This is a genomic window from Acidovorax sp. Leaf160 (genome assembly GCF_001424265.1).
Taxonomy (GTDB): Bacteria; Pseudomonadota; Gammaproteobacteria; order Burkholderiales; family Burkholderiaceae_C; genus Paracidovorax.
Genome location: NZ_LMOV01000001.1, coordinates 216,290 through 234,611 on the forward strand (window position 1 = coordinate 216,290; position 18,322 = coordinate 234,611).

An 18,322-nucleotide genomic window follows, 5' to 3' on the forward strand; every position below is an offset into this window, starting at 1 on the left:
GGGCAGGACACAGTTATGGCAAGAGAATTCAAAGACGTGGTGGTAGGGCTGGACATCGGCACCGCCAAGGTGATGGCGGTGGTGGCCGAGGTGCTGCCGGGCGGCGAACTCAAGCTCGCCGGACTGGGCGTGGCGCCCAGCAACGGCCTCAAGCGCGGCGTGGTGGTGAACATCGACGCGACGGTGCAGAGCATCCAGCAGGCGCTGAAAGAAGCCGAGCTGATGGCCGACTGCAAGATCCAGCGCGTCTACACCGGCATCACCGGCAGCCACATCCGCGGCCTCAATTCCAGCGGCATGGTCGCGGTCAAGGACAAGGAAGTCACCCAGGCCGACGTGGCGCGCGTGGTGGAGACGGCCAAGGCCATCAACATCTCCAGCGATCAGCGGCTGCTGCTGGTCGAGCCCCAGGAATTCGTGATCGACGGCCAGGACGTGCGCGAACCCATCGGCATGAGCGGCATCCGCCTGGAGGCCAAGATCCACATCGTGACCGGCGCGCAGAGCGCGGCCGAGAACATCATCAAGTGCGTGCGCCGCTGCGGCCTGGAGGTCGAGCAGCTCATGCTGAACCCGCTGGCCTCCAGCCAGGCCGTGCTGACCGACGACGAGCGCGAGCTGGGTGTGGCGGTGGTGGACATCGGCGCCGGCACGACCGACGTGGCGATCTTCACGGGCGGCGCGATCCGCCACACCGCGGTGATCCCGATCGCCGGCGACCTGATCACCAGCGACATCGCCATGGCGCTGCGCACGCCCACGAAGGATGCGGAAGACATCAAGGTCGAGAGCGGCTATGCCAAGCAGCTGCTGGCCGACCCCGAGGCGCAGGTGGAAGTGCCGGGCCTGGGCGACCGCAGCCCCCGCATGCTGTCCAAGCAGGCGCTGGCCGGCGTGATCGAGCCGCGCGTGGAAGAGATCTTCTCGCTGGTGCAGCAGGTGATCCGCGAATCGGGCTACGAAGAAGTGCTGTCGTCGGGCATCGTGCTCACGGGTGGCAGCGCCGTCATGCCCGGCATGGTCGAACTGGCGGAAGACATCTTCCTCAAGCCCGTGCGCCGGGGCGTTCCGAAGTATTCCAGCGCCTTGTCCGACATGGTGGCACAGGCCCGTGCTGCTACTGTCATGGGTTTGCTGGAAGAGGCACGCCTGGCCCGCCAGCGCGGCTTCAAGGTGGCGCAGAAAAGCGGTTCCGTAAAGACCGCCTTCGGCCGGTTCAAGGACTTCATCGTGGGGAATTTCTGACATGGCCAGCCATCGGCTCTGGATCGCCCGTGGAAGTCCCCATGCCCGCTCGCGCGAGCGATGGCGAAGCACCGGACCGCCGCCGTCGCCGCCCCCGATTTCGATTGCGACAACCGATTCAGACAAACCCCAACGGCGTGGCACCGGCCACCCACCACACTTTCACGTGAACAGACCAGGAGCACCACATGTCCATCGAAATGATTGAAGCCGAAGAGTTCAACCAAGGCACCCAGATCAAGGTGATTGGCGTGGGCGGCGGCGGCGGCAATGCCGTGGAACACATGATCGCGCGCAGCGTGCAGGGCGTGGAATTCGTCTGCGCCAACACCGACGCGCAGGCCCTCACGCGCAGCTCCGCGCACCGCACCATCCAGCTGGGCCACAGCGGCCTGGGCGCCGGCAGCAAGCCCGAGAAGGCGCGTGAAGCGGCAGAAGGCGCGCAGGAAGACATCCGCCAGGCGATCGCCGGCGCGCACATGCTGTTCATCACCGCCGGCATGGGCGGCGGCACCGGCACGGGCGCCGCGCCCGTCATCGCCCGCGTGGCCAAGGAAATGGGGATCCTCACCGTCGGCGTGGTCACCAAGCCCTTCGACTGGGAAGGCGGCCGCCGCATGAAGAACGCCGACGACGGCCTGGCCGAGCTGGAAGCCAACGTCGATTCGCTGATCGTCGTGCTGAACGAGAAGCTGCTGGAGGTGCTGGGCGACGACATCAGCCAGGACGAAGCCTTCGCCCACGCCAACGACGTGCTGAAGAACGCTGTCGGCGGCATCGCCGAGATCATCAATGAATACGGCCACGTGAACGTCGACTTCGAAGACGTGCGCACCGTGATGGGCGAGCCCGGCAAGGCCATGATGGGCACGGCCACCGCCAGCGGCCCGGACCGCGCCCGCATCGCTGCCGAGCAGGCCGTCGCCTGCCCGCTGCTGGAAGGCATCGACCTGTCGGGCGCCAAGGGCGTGCTGGTGCTGGTGACGGCCGCCAAGGGCAGCCTGAAGCTGTCCGAATCGCGCCTGGCGATGAGCACCATCAACGCCTACGCCTCGCCCGATGCCCACGTCATCTACGGCGCGGCCTACGACGACAGCCTGGGCGACGACATCCGCGTGACCGTGGTGGCCACCGGCCTGTCGCGCGCCAATGCCCGCCGCCAGCCGATCTCGGTGGTGCAGGGCGGCCTGCGCACCGGCACCGACAACATCGCCTACCAGATGCCCATGGCCGGCTCGGCCGTCGGCGTGGCGGGTGGCCTGATGGGCGGCGCGGCGCAGGCGGACTACGGCAGCATGTCGGTGCCCAGCGTGTGGCGCACCAACCGCACCCAGGCCGCTGCCCGCGTGGACGCGCTGTCCTCCGGCGGCATGGACGACCTGGAGATCCCGGCGTTCCTGCGCAAGCAGGCCGACTGAGCTGGGTCTTGCCCGCAGGCGCCGTCTGCGCCTGCGTGCCCGTACCGCCGCCGCCGCCGCAGCCTTCACGGGCCGGCGGCTTTTCTTGTTGGGGGGGGCGTTCCGGCCACGGAACCTATCGCCGCCATAGGTGGGGTTATGCACCAGGCAGGTGCTGCGCCCTTTAAACTCGGCGGATGCTCCAGCAACGTACGATCAAGACCCTGACCCGCGCCGTGGGCGTGGGCCTGCACAGCGGACAGCGGGTCGAGTTGACGCTGCGGCCGGCGCAGCCCGACACGGGCATCGTGTTCCGGCGGGTGGATCTGCCCGAGCCGGTGGACATTCCCATCACCGCCGAAGCCGTGGTGGACACGCGCATGGCCTCGACCATCGGCGTGGGCGGCGCCAAGGTCCACACGGTGGAGCACCTCATGTCCGCCTGTGCCGGGCTGGGGCTGGACAACCTCTACATCGACATCACCGCCGAGGAAGTGCCCATCCTGGACGGCTCATCGGCGTCGTTCGTCTTCCTGCTGCAGAGCGCCGGGGTCGAGCTGCAGAACGCGCCCAAGCGCTTCATCCGCGTGACGCGCCCGGTCGAGATCCGGCAGGGCGAGGGCGCCGGCCTGAAATGGGCGCGGCTCGATCCGTACCACGGCTTCAAGCTGCGCTTCGAGATCGACTTCGCCCACCCGGCGGTCGATTCGACCGGCCAGAGCGTGGAGTTCGATCTGGGCGCCGGCAACTACACGCGCGACATCGCCCGCGCCCGCACCTTCGGCTTCACCAAGGACGTGGAGATGATGCGCGCCAGCGGCCTGGCCCTGGGCGGCGGGCTGGACAACGCCATCGTCATGGACGACTACAAGGTGCTCAATGCCGACGGCCTGCGCTACGACGACGAGTTCGTGAAGCACAAGATCCTCGACGCCATCGGCGACCTCTACATCGTCGGCCGCCCCCTGCTGGCGGCCTACAGCGCGTTCCGTTCCGGCCATGCGATGAACAACCTGCTGCTGCGCGAGCTGCTGGCACAGGAAGACGCCTGGGAGATCGCCACCTTCCAGAACGAGCGCCATGCGCCCGCCGGCTTCCTGCAGCCGGCGCGGGCCTGGTAGCCGCACCGCCGCAGGGTCGCGCCCATGCTGCTCTTTCGCTGGGCCATCACGATGCTGCTGCTCATGGCGGCGGTGTCTTTCCTCTTCTACGTGGGAACGGGGCAGGTGCGCTATCGGCGCTTCGGCCTCGTCATCGTGAAGTGGACGGTGATCGCCGCGCTGTTCTTCTTCGCGGTGCTGTTCATCCAGCGCATTCTCTGAGCCTCCGCCCGCCACCCGCGTCGCCGGGCGGCCAGGCAGGGCTCTCGCGCCGGCCGCCGCAAGTCCCTATACTCGCCCTTGCTCCGGGGTGCACGTGTGCGTGCTGAGACGGCGGAATCAACCGCCGGAACCGCGAACTTGATCTGGTTAGTACCAGCGTAAGAAGAGCTGCAGTCGACAGGCCCGCATGATGGATCGCGTGCGCAGGTCGCCGCGTCCCGAGGGGGCGATGGCGCCTTGCCGCACGCGCGACCGGCGGACCGGCCGGCCCATGGCGGAGCACCTCCCTCCCATCCACCATGAGGACCGTGCCGCCATGAATGCCCCCGACAAGTTCGCCCAGCTGCTCGCGCTGACGCGTGAACCCTTTCCCGCTTCCACCAAAAGTTACCTGACCGGCAGCCGCCCGGACGTGCGCGTGCCCGTGCGCGACATCGCGCTCACGAACGGCGAGCGGGTGAGCGTCTACGACACGTCCGGCCCCTACACCGACCCCACGGCGGACATCGACGTGCGCCGGGGCCTCGCCAGCGTGCGCGGCGCCTGGATCGAGGGCCGGGCAGACACCGAGCGCTATGAAGGCCGCAAGCAGCAGGCGCTGGACGATGGGAGCCGCAGCGAAGATGCCGCCCGCCTGGCCGCGCTACGCGCCGAGGCCGCCGCCCTGCAGCGCACGCCCCTGCGCGCCCGCAGCGGCCCCCACGGCACCGGCAACGTGACCCAGATGCACTACGCCAGAAAGGGCATCGTCACGCCCGAGATGGAATACGTCGCCCTGCGCGAGAACGGCCGCCGCGAATGGATGGCGCAATACCAGCAGGACGCGGCGCGCGAACACCGGCTGGCCGGCAACCCGATGGGCGCGAGCATTCCGAAGATCATCACGCCCGAATTCGTGCGCGACGAAGTGGCGCGCGGACGGGCCATCATCCCCGCCAACATCAACCATCCCGAGATCGAGCCCATGGCCATCGGGCGCAACTTCAGGGTGAAGATCAACGCCAACATCGGCAACTCGGCCGTCACCTCCAGCATCGAGGAAGAGGTCGAGAAGCTGGTCTGGGCGATCCGCTGGGGCGCGGACAACGTGATGGACCTCTCCACCGGCAAGAACATCCACACCACGCGCGACTGGATCGTGCGCAACAGCCCCGTGCCCATCGGCACCGTGCCGATCTACCAGGCGCTGGAAAAGGTGGGCGGCGTGGCCGAGGACCTGACCTGGGCGATCTTCCGCGACACGCTGATCGAGCAGGCGGAGCAGGGCGTGGACTATTTCACCATCCACGCCGGCGTGCGGCTGGCCTTCATCCACCTCACGGCCGAGCGGCGCACGGGCATCGTCTCGCGCGGCGGCTCCATCATGGCCAAGTGGTGCATGGCGCACCACAGGGAGAGCTTCCTCTACGAGCACTTCGAGGACATCTGCGACATCATGAAGCAGTACGACGTCAGCTTCAGCCTGGGCGACGGCCTGCGGCCCGGCTGCGCATCGGACGCCAACGACGAGGCCCAGTTCGCCGAGCTGCGCACGCTGGGCGAGCTGACGCAGACGGCCTGGAAGCACGACGTGCAAACGATGATCGAAGGCCCCGGCCACGTGCCCATGCACATGATCCAGGCCAACATGACCGAGCAGCTCAAGACCTGCCACGAGGCGCCGTTCTACACCCTCGGGCCGCTGACCATCGACATCGCCCCCGGCTACGACCACATCGCCAGCGCCATCGGCGCGGCCATGATCGGCTGGATGGGCACGGCCATGCTCTGCTACGTGACGCCCAAGGAGCACCTGGGCCTGCCCGACCGCGACGACGTGAAGCAGGGGATCATCGCGTACAAGATCGCCGCGCATGCGGCCGACGTGGCCAAGGGCCACCCCGGCGCCCGCGCGCGCGACGACGCCCTCAGCCAGGCGCGCTTCGACTTTCGCTGGCAGGACCAGTTCAACCTGGGCCTGGACCCGGACACGGCCAAGGAATACCACGACGAGACGCTGCCCAAGGACTCGGCCAAGGTGGCGCACTTCTGCTCGATGTGCGGGCCGAAGTTCTGCTCGATGAAGATCACGCAGGAGGTGCGCGACTTCGCCGCCCAGGGGCTGCAGGGCAAGGCGGCGGAGTTCCGGGGCACGGGCGGCGAGCTGTACGTGCCCATCCAGCCGGTCAAGCCCCAGGCGTGACCGCACGCGGGCGCGGCTGGCTGCGGCACCGCCGCGCCGGCGCGGCCCGCCGGATCAGGCGGCCGCCGGCAGCGCCTCGCGTTCGGGCAGCAGGAACCGGCTGACCAGTACCGACAGGTCGTGGGCCTGGGCGCGCAGGCTGTCGGCCGCGGCGGCCGATTCCTCCACCAGCGCGGCGTTCTGCTGCGTCATGTCGTCCAGCCGGGACATGGCGCCGTGGATGGCCGCGATGTCCTCGTTCTGCGACCGGTGCGCGGCCTTGATCTCCACCATGGTGTGCGCCGCCTGCTGGATCGAGGCGACCACCTGGCCCATCGTGCGGCCGGCCTCGCCCGCCAGGCGCGAACCGCCCTGCACCTGCGCCAGCGACGCGGCGATCAACGCCTTGATCTCGCGCGCGGCCTCGGCCGAGCGCGTGGCCAGCGAGCGCACTTCGCTCGCCACCACGGCGAAGCCCCGGCCCTGCTCGCCCGCGCGGGCCGCTTCCACCGCCGCGTTCAGCGCGAGGATGTTGGTCTGGAAGGCGATGGAGTCGATGACGCCCGTGATGTCGGCGATGCGGTGCGCGCTCTGGGACACCTGTTCCATCGTTCCCACCAGCTCGGTCACCACGCCGCTGCCGGCCTGCGCGGTGGCGGCCGCCTGGGCGGCCAGGGCCTCGGTGCGTTCCGTGGTGAGTTCCGATTCCTGCACCTTGCGTGTCACGTGCTCCAGCGCGGCGGCGGTTTCCTGCAGGTTCGCGGCCGTGGCTTCGGTGCGTTGCGACAGCTCGGCATTGCCGTTGGCGATCTCGGCGGAGGCCGTGCGCAGATTCTGCACCGACAGGCTCACGCGGCCCACCAGCGTGCGCAGCGCGGCCTGCATGACCGACAGCGAGTGCAGCATGCGGCCGGTTTCGTCCCGGCCGTGGCCGGCGATGTCGTGCCGCAGGTCGAACCCCGCCACGCGGTCGGCCGTGGCGCCGGCCAGCGCGATCGGGCGGGTGATGCTGCGCACCAGCCAGAGCGCCAGCACGGTGCCCAGCACCAGCGCCAGCGTGCCGAAACCCAGCAGCGAAAGCCGCGCCAGCCGGCTTAGCTCGGCCACCTGGCCGGCGGCCTCGTCTATGCCCTGCCGCTGCGATTGGGTGAGCCCGTTCAGCGACTGCAGCAGCGTCTGCGAGGCGGGCAGGAAGTGGTCGGCGTATTCCTTGCGGATGCGCTCCGTCAGGCCCGAGTCACGGGCGGCGATCAGGTCGGTGCGGGCCTTCGCGAACGCAGCGCCGCTGGCCGCCACCTGCTGCAGCTGCTCCCGCTCTGTAGGCGTGGACAGCCGCTCGGCCAGGGCCGCGATGCGGGCGTCGTAGTCCTGCTGGGTCCGGGCGATGTCGGCGCCGAGAATCTCGCCCACCTCGGGTTCCGAACTCAGGGCCACGGCCTTGTAGCGTTCGGCATTGATGGCCTGCAGACGGAAAGCGTCGGCCACCAGGCGCTCGTTGGCCACGCTGCGATCCACCATGGCCTCGGTCGATGCATGGATGCGCAGCAGCGACCAGCCGCCAATGGCCGAGCCCACCAGGCTGAGGGCCAGCACGGCGAGGAACACGCCGACCAGCCGTCGTTTCAACGATCCCGCACGCGTCGTTGCTGCGGCAGCCAGCGGGCGCGAGGCGGTATCCACGACCGATGTGTCCGTCAAAAACAACGGCGCTGGGTGGTCGGGGGCGGAAGGGGAGGCGGACAAGGCAGTCATGAGCGCAGCGAAAGGCGGGCCGAAAGGCGAAAAACGGAGTGCTGCGCCCGACTGTCGCGTCTCAATGTGACAACTTGTTGTCGCGCCCCGGCCTGCCTGCTGCGAATGGGGGCTTCTCCGCTATCCGGGGCAACCCCCGGAGGCCGGGCCCGTGGGTAGCATAGAGTTACAGATGCACGCTGGTCACAAGCCAGAGCGGGTGCTATGGCGCGTTAATTGCGTGCCGCTGTGCGAATCGTTTTGCTTGAGGAGCGCCATGAACGCATTGGGTCGTCTGTCCATCCGTACCCGGTTGTATTTCGGTACGGTTTTTTCGCTGCTGCTGCTGGTCGTGATCGGTGCCATGGGCTATGGGGCTTTGCAGCGCACGCAGGGCACGCTGCAGGAGCTGTTTTCCCAGCGGGTGCAGACACTCACCGACATGGCCGACCTGCGCACCAGTCTGGGGACGCTGCGGCGCGCCGAAAAAGACATCATCATCAACTTCAACAACTCGGTGGAGGTGTCGGCGCTGCGGGAGGGCTGGGGCAAGACGCTCGCCAGCCTGCGCAAGAGCCTGGCGGACGTGCGGCAGGTGCAGTCGGGCGATGCGGAGTTCGTGGCCGCCATCGACAAGTCCCTGGCGGAGATCAAGCAGTACGAGGATGGCATCTCCCCCGTCTTCGAACAGATCGAGCGCGCCCAGCTCGACGGGGCCGGTGGCGGCGCCTATGCAGACCGCCTCAAGGGCCACATGGAGGCCACCGACCAGCTGTTCGCGTCGCTCGCCAGCACGGCACGCCAGCGCATGGACGAAGCACGGCAGGCGCTGGAAGAGCGCACCGCCACCATGGCCGCGCTCATCGCCGGCGCGCTGGTGCTGGGGCTGGCGGTGCTGATTCCACTCACTTTCTTCAGCGTGCGCTCCATCACCCGGTCGCTGGGCCAGGCGCGCGAACTGGCCGAGCGCATCGCGGGCGGCGATCTGTCGCGGGAGGTGCGGCCACTGCAGCAGGACGAGGTCGGCCAGCTGGTGGTCGCGATGGGGCTGATGCAGGATTCGCTGCGCTCCCTGGTGAGCCAGTTGCAGCAGGCGTCGAGCAACATCTCCACCGCCAGCACCGAAATCGCCAGCGGCAACCACGACCTCAGCCAGCGCACCGAGCAGACCGCCGCCAACCTGCAGGAGGCCGCATCGTCGATGGAGCTGCTGACCAGCACCGTGCAGCAGAGCGCGCAGTCGTCGCGCCAGGCCAGCGAGTTCGCCGCCTCTGCCGCCGAGGTGGCCGGGCGGGGAGGTGCGGTGGTCTCGCAGGTGGTGAGCACCATGGGCGCCATCGCCGACAGCTCGCGCAAGATCGGCGACATCACGGGCGTGATCGACTCCATCGCCTTCCAGACCAACATCCTGGCACTGAATGCCGCCGTGGAAGCGGCCCGGGCGGGCGAGCAGGGGCGGGGCTTCGCCGTGGTGGCCAGCGAAGTGCGGTCGCTGGCGCAGCGGTCGGCCGAAGCGGCGCGGGAGATCAAGACGCTGATCGCCGCATCGGTGGAGCGCGTGGAAGGCGGCTCGCGCCTGGTGGGCGAGGCCGGCGCCACCATGACGGAGATCGTCGGCAGCGTGCGCCGGGTGCACGGCATCATTGCCGAGATCACCGCCGCCTCGTCCGAGCAGAGCGAGAACATCGGCCAGATCAGCCAGTCGGTCAGCCAGCTCGACCAGATGACGCAGCAGAACGCGGCGCTGGTGGAGGAATCCACCGCGGCCGCCGAGTCGCTGCGGGACCAGGCGCGCAGCCTGACGCAGGCCGTGGCACGGTTCCAGCTGGGCGGCGCAGCCGCTGCGGTGCCTGCCGCGTCTGCCGCGTCTGCGGTCGCATACGCACCGCCGGCCGCGTTGCACCGGCTGGCGTCGCGCTAGCCCCCCTAGCCCCGCTAGCCCCACCAGCCCCGCTGGGCGTTGACCGGGAGGTACCGGGGGCGCTGGCGGGTGCGGGACAAGTGCGTGGCAGGTGCCAGGCAGGTGCGAGGCCGTTCCGACCGCCCCGCTGGAACGCGGCTGATAGCCGCACCTGAGGGTGCGAACTACGATGGACGTTCCGGCCGGGCGCGCTACGCCCGGCACGTCCACAGCAGCACGCGAGGAGCCGCCCATGCACCTGTCCCCCCACCGCATCGTTCACCGCCTCTCGACCGCCTGCGCGGTGCTGACCCTGGGGCTGCTGGCCGCCGCCAGCGCACAGGCCCGGCCGGATGACCGCCGGCACGGCCCGGGCGCCCAGGGCGGCCCGGCACACCACCAGCACGGCCAGCCGGGCAAGCCTGGCAAGCCGCACCAGGCCCACAAGGCGGGCAGGAAGGGCCCGCACCACGGCCACGCCCATGCCGGCGGCCCGCCCCCGCACGCACCGGCCCATGGCCTGCGGCGCGGCGCCGGCCCCCAGCACGACTGGTACCGCGGTGGCCGCGTGCCGCCCATGTACCGCACGCCGCACTATGTGGTCTCCGACTGGCGGGGGCACCACCTGGCGGCGCCTCCCCGGGGCTACCACTGGGTGCAGTACGGCAGCGACTACCTGCTGATCGCGGTCGCCACCGGGGTCATCGCCCAGCTGGTGCTGGGCAGCCGATAGCGCTGAAGCCCTGGTGCGCGGGGAGCGGCGGCCTGCGCCGGCCCCGGCAGCGCTTCAATAGCTGCGCCCGCCCTTGTACATGGCGTGCTGGCGCCGGGCCAGCGTGCCGGCCTCGCCCAGCCGGGCCATCGCGGCGCCCGCGTGGGCATGGGTGATGGCCATGCCCAGCGCGTCCGCCGCGTCGGTGCCGGGCAGGCCCGGCAGGTGCAGCAGGCGCCGCACCATTTCCTGCACCTGCGACTTGGCCGCACGGCCGTGGCCGACCACGGCTTTCTTCATCTGCAGGGCGGTGTATTCGGCCACCGGCAGGTCGCCGGACACCAGCGCGGTCACGCAGGCGCCGCGCGCCTGGCCCAGCAGCAGGCTGGACTGCGGGTTCACGTTGACGAAGATGATTTCCACCGCCGCCATGTCGGGCGCATAGCGTGCCGTCACTTCGGTGATGCCGTCGAACAGCACCTTCAGCCGGCCCGGCAGGTCGCCCAGCGCCAGCGCGGTGGTGCGGATGGTGCCGCTGGCCACGTAGCTGAGCGCGTGGCCGTCCACGTCGATCACCCCGAAGCCCGTGGTCTGCAGGCCGGGGTCGATTCCCAGAATTCTCATTTGCTATTAATTTGATAGCTACTTGCGCTTATATATCAAGCGCTAGAGGCCGTTTTGACTATAAACCGAAGTACCAGCGCACCGAATGGAAGAAGACCGGTGCCGCGAAACAGAGCGCATCCACCCGGTCGAGCAGCCCGCCCGCGCCGGTGACCGACTGGCCCTGCATGCCCCAGCTGGTGATGCCCCGGTCGCGCTTGATGGCCTTCATCACCAGATGCCCCAGGCTGCCCGCCAGGCAGGCCAGCAGCGACATGCCCAGCGCCTGCCCCAGCTTGAAGGGCGTGATGAACGACAGCAGCACGCCGGCCAGCCCGCCGATGCCCACGCCCGCCAGCCAGCTCAGCCACTGGAAGCTCTGGCTGACCTGCGGCGCCACCGGCCGGTGCGGAAAGCGCTGGCCCAGCAGGTGCTGCGCGATGACGCTGGCCTGCACGACCACGACGAGGAAAAAGACGAGGAAGGCGCCCTTGCCCTGGTAGCCGGGAAAGTCGAGCAGCAGCAGCGCGGGCACATGGCTCATGCCGTAGACGCACACCATGATGCCCCATTGCAGCTTGGCGTTGCGTTCGAGGAAGCGTTGCGGGTCGTTGGCCAGTGCGCTCACGGCCGGCAGCGCCAGGAAGACGTAGACCGGAATGAACACGGTGAACAGGTCGAACTTGCGCAGGCCCACGATCACGAACTGCAGCGGCAGCACCACGAAGAAAGCCAGCACCAGGCTGCGGTGGTCGCCCCGCCGCGTGGGCGACAGGGTGATGAATTCGCGCAGCGCGAAGAACGCCACCAGCGCGAACAGCACCGTCGCCACCGTGTCGCCCAGCGCCCAGCCCACCCAGAAGATGGTGGCCATGAACCATGAGGTCTTCAGCAGGCTCCAGAAGCGCCGCCATTCCTGCTGATGCGCCTCGTGGCGGGCCTGCTCGGCCGGGTCGCCGCCGCCGTTGCCCTCGCGCAGCGTCTGCACGAAGGCGTAGGCCGTCACCAGCGACAGCAGGCCGAACAGCACGACGAAGAGGGCGCCGATCTGCTGGGTGGTGGAGAGATTGCGCAGGAAATCCATCATGGGTCAGACATCCCGCAGGGCGATGACGGCGCTGCGGGCGCGGTCGAGGAAGGGCCGGCGCTCTTCGCCGGGCGCCAGGGCGATGGGCGCGCCGAAGGTCACCGAGCACAGGATGGGCACCGGCACCACTTCGCCCTTGGGCATGACGCGCTGCACGTTGTTGATCCAGGCGGGCACCAGCACCACCTGCGGGAACATGCGCGCCAACATGTAGAGGCCCGACTTGAACGGCTGCGGCTCGTCGCCGTGGCCGCGCGTGCCTTCCGGGAAGATCACGATGGAATCCCCGCTGGCGAGGGCCTGCACCAGCGGTGCCAGCGGATCGTCGGGCTGCACCGCCGCCCGCAGGGCCTCCGGCGAAGGCTCGGCCTGGGGCCTCTCGGGGACCGGGTCGGGGCCGCCGGCCGTGGCCAGGTCGGCCAGGTCGGCCGGTGGGGCGGGCGGTGCCGCTGCCGCCTCCGCCGCCGGCGAGGGGGCGGCGCCGGCCGCTGCCGCAGGCGCCGCCTGCCGCGTGACGTAGACGGCGTTGAAGACCGCAGTGGTGATCCATTGGCGAAAGGGCGTCTGCGTCCAGTAGTCGCGCGCGGCGATGGGCCGCGTGATGCTGCGCAATTCCTGGGGCAGCGCCGCCCAGATCATCACCAGGTCGGCATGGCTCTGGTGGTTGGCGAAGTAGATCCGCTGCTCGGCCTTGGGCGGGCAGCCGTACCACCGCGCCTGGGAGCCGGTCAGGAAGCGCACCAGTGCCAGCAGGAAAAAGCTCATCAACTTGGACAGCAGCATGCGGCGGATGATACGGGGCCGGCCCCGGCACCCGCCGGCCGGGGTGGGGCCGGCCTTTGCCCGGGCGGTGCGGCGCATGTTTTCGCAGCAAAGTGACTGCTGCGTCACTTTTCAGCATCATGAGTTTCCATTGGGCGGAAACGCGTATCGATCGCATGCCGTATCGCTTTCGCAGCCCTAGACTGCGCCCCCATCAGCCCTTGGCTGCCGCCCCTGGCGTGCGGCTCGGTTTCCTCTTTCCGTTTCTTTTCTCCCCGCTTCATCGACTGTCACCTTCCCATGGCCCCGCCGATCACTGCCTCGCGACGCCGTCTGCTGGCACGCAGCCTCGCTGTGTCCGGTGCGTTGGCGGGCGCGGGCCTGGTGCCGGTCCATGCCCGGCGGCCGCACCGCAGCGGCGCCTTTCCCGCGCGGCCGATCCGTCTGATCGTGCCGTTCGCACCCGGCGGCTCGACCGACCTGCTGGCCCGGCTGATCGCGCGGCACCTGTTCGAGCCCTCGCGCGCGGCTGCAGGCCATTCGGTCTGGGTGGACAACGTGGCGGGCGCCGGCGGCAATACCGGCGCTGCCATGGTGGCGCGCGCGCCGGCCGATGGCCATACGCTGGAGATCGGGGCCATGTCCACGCACGCGATGAACGCCAAGCTCTATCGCGGCTTGCCCTTCGACCCGATCCAGGACTTCGACACCGTCGCCATGCTGGCCTACGCGATCAACGTGATCGCGGTGTCGGCAGACCTGCCGGTGCATACCTTCCCCGAGCTGCTGGCCTACCTGCGCGCCCATCCGGGCCGGGTCAACTACGCCTCGGGCGGGGTCGGCACGCACAACCACCTGACCCTGGCGCTGCTGGCCAAGACCCAGCAGCTGGACATGGTGCATGTGCCCTATCGGGGCGGCGGCCCGGCCGTGGCTGCGCTGCTGCAGGGTGAGTGCCAGCTGTTCGCCGGCGGCGCGTCCCTGCTGCTGCCGCATGTGCCGTCGGGCCGGGTGCGCCTGATCGCCGTCACGGAAGGCCAGCGCTCCGCGCTGCTGCCCGATGTGCCCAGCGTTGCAGAGACGCTGCCCGGCTATGAGGTCACCAACTGGTACGGCGTCTTTGCGCCGCGTGGGCTGGACCCGGCGGTGCGCCAGCAGCTCAACCGCGAGATCAACCGCGTCACCGCCTTGCCCGACGTGGCTCGTTACTTGCGAAGCCTCGGGCTCATGACCTCCCAACTGGACGCGGACCAGGCGCACGCCATCCTGCAGGCGGACCAGCAGCTCTGGAGCGCCACCATCGACGGGCTGGGCATTCATGCCGAATGACCCGCCCCGGTGCCGACCGCCACGCCACAGATCCCTTACAGCCCGTTTCGGCCATCGCCTTGAGGGCGGCTGTGCGGGTTTTCCCTTCCGCCTCGGGGTGCAAGAGGCGAAATTCCCCTACACACATCGCTCGCGACCTCGCGAAAACCTTGTTGCCCACATGCTTTCGCTTTCCGATTCATTTACTGTGCCGTTCCCTGTCCGTGACGCCCTCTGCCAGGCACGCCGCCTGAGAGCGAGCCATCCATGAGCACCGAAGTCCGCTCCGTGCAGCGCGCGCTCCTGATCCTGCGCGTGATGAACGAGCGCTCCAACTGGAGCCTGCAGGAACTGCACCAGCGCACAGGCCTGGCCAAGTCCACGCTGCACCGGCTGCTGAGCACACTGGAAGCTGAAAAGTACGTGCGTACCGACCCGCACGCCTATGGCCAGTACCAGCTCACGCCCATCGTCGGCAACCTCAGCAGCGGCGTGACGGAGCAGTCGCGCCTGGTGCAGGTGGCCGGCCCGCTGATGATCGCGACCACGCGCGAAATCAAGTGGCCGCTGTCGCTGGGCGTGGTCGACCGCCACCAGATCCGCGTGGTGTTCTGCACCATGCCGTACAGCCCCTACGCCATTCGCCCGTCCAGCGTGGGGCGGCGCTATGAATTTCCGATGTCGGCCCTCGGCCGCATCTACCTGGCCTTCTGCGAGCCGGCGGAGCGCCGCATCCTGATCGAGGCCGTGAACCGGCGCGAGGACAACGGACCGCGCTTCACCGACCTGTGGGCGATGCGGTCCATGGTGCGGCAGGCGCGCCGGCAGGGCTATGCCATTCGCTACGCCCAGGACAACTCGGAAACCACGGCCTTCGCCGTGCCGGTGTTCAGCAACGGGCAGCTGCGCGGTGCGCTGGTCTATTCGACCTTCGCCGGCCAGATGAGCGAGCGCATGCTGGAACGCTTTCTGCCGCTGGTGCGTGCCACGGCCGACCGCATCGGGCAGGCGGCGGGCAGCGAACCGCTGCAGTCGGCGCACGCATCGCCGCCGGTGCCGCCCGTGCAGTCGCTGGGCCAGTTCGATCCGCGGGGTGTGACGGGCGGCGCTTGAGCGGCTCGCCGGCAGCGCAGCCGGTGTGTATCTCCAGTGCTTCCGGTGTCTCCGGTGCCTCCGGTGCGGCGCCCCGGTGGGCCTGGCGCACGCAGCCTCAGGGCAGTTCGGCGCTGGCCATGCGCCCCACGATCACGCGGGTGCGACCGCTCAGGTAGGCCGACTGCGGTGTCTTCTCGAAGCGCTTGGGCTGGGGCAGCATCACCGCCAGCCGCGCGGCCTCGCTGGCCGTGAGGCGTGAGGCGCTCTTCCTGAAGTAATGCTGCGCGGCGGCTTCGGCGCCGAACACGCCGTCGCCCCATTCCACGCTGTTGAGGTAGATCTCGAGGATGCGCCGCTTGCTCAGCAGGTGCTCCAGCGCCAGCGTCAGCACGAATTCCTGCCCCTTGCGCACCAGCGTGCGCTCGCCCGAAAGCAGCAGGTTCTTGGCCAGCTGCTGGGTGATGGTCGATCCGCCCACGATCCTGGCCGGGCGGGCGGGGCGGGAGGGGGCTGCCTCCATGCGCTGGGCGGCGCGTTCCGCCGCGCGGGCGTTCCTGTCCCAGGCCTTCTCGACCGCCTCCCAGTCCACCCCGTCGTGGTTGACGAAACCATCGTCTTCCGACGCAATGACGGCGCGCTTGAGGTTGTCGCCGATGTCGGCGTAGGGCAGCCACTGCTGGCGCCAGTGCAGGCCCTGCCGGCCAGCCAGCTGCGACCAGGCTTCGGAGCGCTGGAACGCCGTCGATTCCGGGTCCAGCACCGCCATGGCGGCGATGCGGCCCACAAAGAAGATCTGCAGCGCCAGGCCCGTCAGCAAGACCAGGCCGATCCAGCGGAGCAAGGCCTTCATGCCGCCCGCCTGGGCACCATCGCCGTCGCCATCGGCATCGCCTTCACCGTCACCGTCACCATTCCCGTCACTGGCCTGCGGCAATGGCTGCGCGCAGCTCGTCGAGTACCCGGGCACTGTCGGGCCGCACGCCGCGCCAGCCCAGGAAGGCTTCCGCCGCCTGCTCCACCAGCATGCCCAGTCCGTCGCGCGGCACGGCGCCATGGCTGCGCGCCCAGTCCAGAAAACCCTGGGCGGCCGGGCCGTACATCATGTCGTAGGCCAGGCTGGCGGCGCGCAGCACCTGGGCGCCCACGGGAGGGCCGTCGCCGCCCAGGCTGCTGGCCGTGGCATTGATGATCACATCGAAATCGGGCTCCAGCGCTTCTGTTTCCTGCGCAACAAGCTCTGTTTTTTGTAGCAAGTGCGGCAGCGCATGGCGTTGCACCAGCGCCTCGGCCCGGGCATGCGTGCGGTTGGTCACCACGATGCGGCGCGGGCCCTGCAGCAGCAGCGGCCCCAGCGCGCCCGCCGCCGCGCCGCCCGCGCCCACCAGCAACACGCTGGAGCCCGCCAGCGTCACGCCGGCGTTGCGGGTGATGTCGGCCACCAGGCCCAGGCCATCGGTGTTGTCCGCCAGCGTGGTGCCGTCCGGCCGGAAGGTCAGCATATTGGCCGCCCCCGCCAGCTCCACGCGCTCGGTGCGCGCCGTGGCCCGCTCTGCCGCCTCCAGCTTGAACGGCACCGTCACGTTGCAGCCGCGCCCGCCACCGGCCTGGAAGTCGCGCAGCGCCTCGGCGAAGCCGTCCACCGGCACCAGCCGGCGCTCATAGACGATGCGCTCGCCCGAGAGCTCCGCGAAACGGGCATGAATCCACGGCGAGCGGCTGTGGGTGATGGGGTTGCCCATGACGCAGTAGGCGTCGGGCGGCAGGGGATGGGTCATGTCGATGTTCCAGAGCGATGCGGGTGCCGCAGGCGACGCAGGGTTCCAGCGCACGGCGGATGCTTGGCACGCGGCGCCGCCCGTCCGATGGCCGCGGAGCAGGCCGCGCCAGCGGACGCCGTGGAACTGGCTTTGCCAGGCCACTGGCGTCGTCCCCCTTGAGGGGGAAGGCGCCGCAGGCGACTCAGGTTTTCGGCGCACGGCGGATGCTTGGCACGCGACGTCACCCGTCCGATGGCCGCGGAGCAGGCCACGCCAGCGGACGCCGTGGAACTGGCTTTGCCAGGCCACTGGCGTCGTCCCCCTTGAGGGGGAAGGCGCCGCAGGCGACTCAGGGGGTGCTTCTTGTTCACCGCACGCTCGTTTCCAGGGTCTGGTCGCGCGTGAACTTGAAGCGCGACACCACGGCGATCTGGTCGGCCTTGGCGCGCATGCCGCTGCTGAACGGCCCGAACGGGCCGGCGGCGCGGGCGATGGCCTCGGCCCGGCGGTCGAGCAGCGGGTTGCCCGAGCCCTGCACGATCTCGGTGGCCAGCACGCGACCATCGTGGTTCACCGTCAGGATCATGGTCAGCTCGCCATAGAGCTTCCTGCCGCCCTGCTCGGGGAAGTTGTCGGTGCCCTTGTCTTCCACCTTGCGGCGCAGCGCGTCGTAGTAGACGGCATACACCTCCTCGCGCGTCGCCGGGCTGATGTAGCGCTTCTTCGGCCGGGCGTTCTCTTCGTTGATGCGCTTTTCGATCTCGGCCAGCAGCTTGACCAGCTGGCGGCGCTTTTCCTCCTGGGCCAGCAGCTCCGCGCTCTGGCTGGCCTTGCGCGGGTCGGGCACGGGCAGGGTGGCCAGCTGCTTGCGCAACTGGGCCAGCAGCTGGCTCTGCTGCTCCTGCATGGCGTCCATCTTGCGCTGGGCTTCCTCGAAGTCGTCGCCCACGGCCGTGAGTGCGGAATAGGGCAGGGGGCTGGTGGCGCGCCCCTGGGGCCCGTCGCCGCCGCCGGCCAGCGAAGACTGCGCGATCGCCTGGGCCTTGTCGGGCCGCTCGTTCGACCGCGCGTTGACCAGGATCACCTCCAGCGGCGTGTCCTGGAACACGCGGTTGAAGGCTTGCGGATCGACGAAGCGCACCGACAGCAGCGCGGCGTGCGCGAGCACCGACACGCCCAGCGCGATCTGCAAGGTGCTGAAGCGGGCAAGGAACGAGGGCGTTTTCACGGCGGCCGATTATC

16 protein-coding genes and 1 riboswitch are annotated in these 18,322 nt (G+C 69.5%); of the genes, 9 read left to right on the forward strand and 7 right to left on the reverse strand.

Going from position 1 to position 18,322, the window contains the following annotated elements; genetic code table 11:
- The first annotated feature begins 15 nt into the window (after positions 1–15).
- The 5 genes from ftsA (at position 16) to thiC (ending at position 6,146) form a co-directional block, all read left to right on the forward strand.
- On the forward strand, positions 16–1,245 hold the full coding sequence (gene ftsA, locus ASF94_RS00910) for a cell division protein FtsA (protein ID WP_056660180.1): 1,230 nt from the start codon (positions 16–18) through the stop codon (positions 1,243–1,245).
- Positions 1,246–1,433: 188 nt separating this feature from the next.
- The gene (gene ftsZ / locus ASF94_RS00915) at positions 1,434–2,663 is read left to right on the forward strand and encodes a cell division protein FtsZ (protein WP_056660182.1); all 1,230 of its coding nucleotides are present in this window, start codon (positions 1,434–1,436) and stop codon (positions 2,661–2,663) included.
- Between the two features lie 176 nt (positions 2,664–2,839).
- Complete coding sequence (lpxC, locus tag ASF94_RS00920; protein WP_056660185.1) at positions 2,840–3,763, forward strand: UDP-3-O-acyl-N-acetylglucosamine deacetylase; 924 nt, start codon at positions 2,840–2,842, stop codon at positions 3,761–3,763.
- A 24-nt stretch (positions 3,764–3,787) separates the two neighbouring features.
- Positions 3,788–3,964, forward strand: a complete 177-nt coding sequence (locus tag ASF94_RS21495) for a hypothetical protein (RefSeq protein ID WP_200932991.1) — start codon at positions 3,788–3,790, stop codon at positions 3,962–3,964.
- 74 nt (positions 3,965–4,038) lie between these two features.
- Positions 4,039–4,146: riboswitch (TPP riboswitch) on the forward strand.
- Positions 4,147–4,280: 134 nt separating this feature from the next.
- Positions 4,281–6,146 (forward strand): phosphomethylpyrimidine synthase ThiC, encoded by a 1,866-nt coding sequence (gene thiC / locus ASF94_RS00925; protein WP_056660188.1) that lies wholly within the window; start codon positions 4,281–4,283, stop codon positions 6,144–6,146.
- 54 nt (positions 6,147–6,200) lie between these two features.
- On the opposite strand, the gene ASF94_RS00930 is transcribed toward thiC, so the two are convergent.
- Positions 6,201–7,751 (reverse strand): methyl-accepting chemotaxis protein, encoded by a 1,551-nt coding sequence (locus ASF94_RS00930; RefSeq protein WP_235505198.1) that lies wholly within the window; start codon positions 7,749–7,751, stop codon positions 6,201–6,203.
- A gap of 382 nt (positions 7,752–8,133) precedes the next feature.
- On the opposite strand from ASF94_RS00930, the gene ASF94_RS00935 reads away from it, so the two are divergent.
- Together ASF94_RS00935 and ASF94_RS00940 are read left to right on the forward strand one after the other, a co-directional pair.
- Positions 8,134–9,777: a methyl-accepting chemotaxis protein gene (locus tag ASF94_RS00935; protein WP_056660191.1), complete on the forward strand. Its 1,644-nt coding sequence runs from the start codon at positions 8,134–8,136 to the stop codon at positions 9,775–9,777.
- A 232-nt stretch (positions 9,778–10,009) separates the two neighbouring features.
- On the forward strand, positions 10,010–10,489 hold the full coding sequence (locus ASF94_RS00940) for an RcnB family protein (protein ID WP_056660194.1): 480 nt from the start codon (positions 10,010–10,012) through the stop codon (positions 10,487–10,489).
- A 54-nt stretch (positions 10,490–10,543) separates the two neighbouring features.
- Here ASF94_RS00940 and ruvC read toward each other — a convergent pair whose 3' ends face one another.
- Genes ruvC through ASF94_RS00955 form a run of 3 tightly spaced genes read right to left on the reverse strand, consistent with a single transcriptional unit; the run spans position 10,544 to position 12,938 of the window.
- On the reverse strand, positions 10,544–11,092 hold the full coding sequence (ruvC, locus tag ASF94_RS00945) for a crossover junction endodeoxyribonuclease RuvC (RefSeq protein WP_056660197.1): 549 nt from the start codon (positions 11,090–11,092) through the stop codon (positions 10,544–10,546).
- A gap of 58 nt (positions 11,093–11,150) precedes the next feature.
- The gene (locus tag ASF94_RS00950) at positions 11,151–12,158 is read right to left on the reverse strand and encodes a phosphatidate cytidylyltransferase (RefSeq protein ID WP_056660200.1); all 1,008 of its coding nucleotides are present in this window, start codon (positions 12,156–12,158) and stop codon (positions 11,151–11,153) included.
- Between the two features lie 3 nt (positions 12,159–12,161).
- Positions 12,162–12,938, reverse strand: a complete 777-nt coding sequence (locus ASF94_RS00955; protein ID WP_056660744.1) for a 1-acyl-sn-glycerol-3-phosphate acyltransferase — start codon at positions 12,936–12,938, stop codon at positions 12,162–12,164.
- Positions 12,939–13,220: 282 nt separating this feature from the next.
- Between ASF94_RS00955 and ASF94_RS00960 the strand changes: the two genes are divergently transcribed.
- Both ASF94_RS00960 and ASF94_RS00965 read left to right on the forward strand, forming a co-directional pair.
- Entirely contained in the window at positions 13,221–14,249 is a 1,029-nt protein-coding gene (locus ASF94_RS00960) for a tripartite tricarboxylate transporter substrate binding protein (protein ID WP_082492879.1), read from the forward strand.
- Positions 14,250–14,495: 246 nt separating this feature from the next.
- Entirely contained in the window at positions 14,496–15,341 is an 846-nt protein-coding gene (locus tag ASF94_RS00965; protein WP_082492880.1) for an IclR family transcriptional regulator, read from the forward strand.
- Between the two features lie 97 nt (positions 15,342–15,438).
- Here the strand turns inward: ASF94_RS00965 and mtgA are convergent, their stop codons facing one another.
- The 3 genes from mtgA to ASF94_RS00980 all read right to left on the reverse strand — a co-directional run bounded on the left by mtgA (position 15,439) and on the right by ASF94_RS00980 (position 18,308).
- Positions 15,439–16,173, reverse strand: coding sequence for a monofunctional biosynthetic peptidoglycan transglycosylase (gene mtgA, locus ASF94_RS00970; protein WP_056660750.1), 735 nt, complete (start codon positions 16,171–16,173; stop codon positions 15,439–15,441).
- 67 nt (positions 16,174–16,240) lie between these two features.
- Positions 16,241–17,098, reverse strand: a complete 858-nt coding sequence (gene aroE, locus ASF94_RS00975) for a shikimate dehydrogenase (protein WP_056660753.1) — start codon at positions 17,096–17,098, stop codon at positions 16,241–16,243.
- A gap of 349 nt (positions 17,099–17,447) precedes the next feature.
- Positions 17,448–18,308 (reverse strand): TonB family protein, encoded by an 861-nt coding sequence (locus ASF94_RS00980; protein ID WP_056660203.1) that lies wholly within the window; start codon positions 18,306–18,308, stop codon positions 17,448–17,450.
- Positions 18,309–18,322 lie beyond the last annotated feature (14 nt).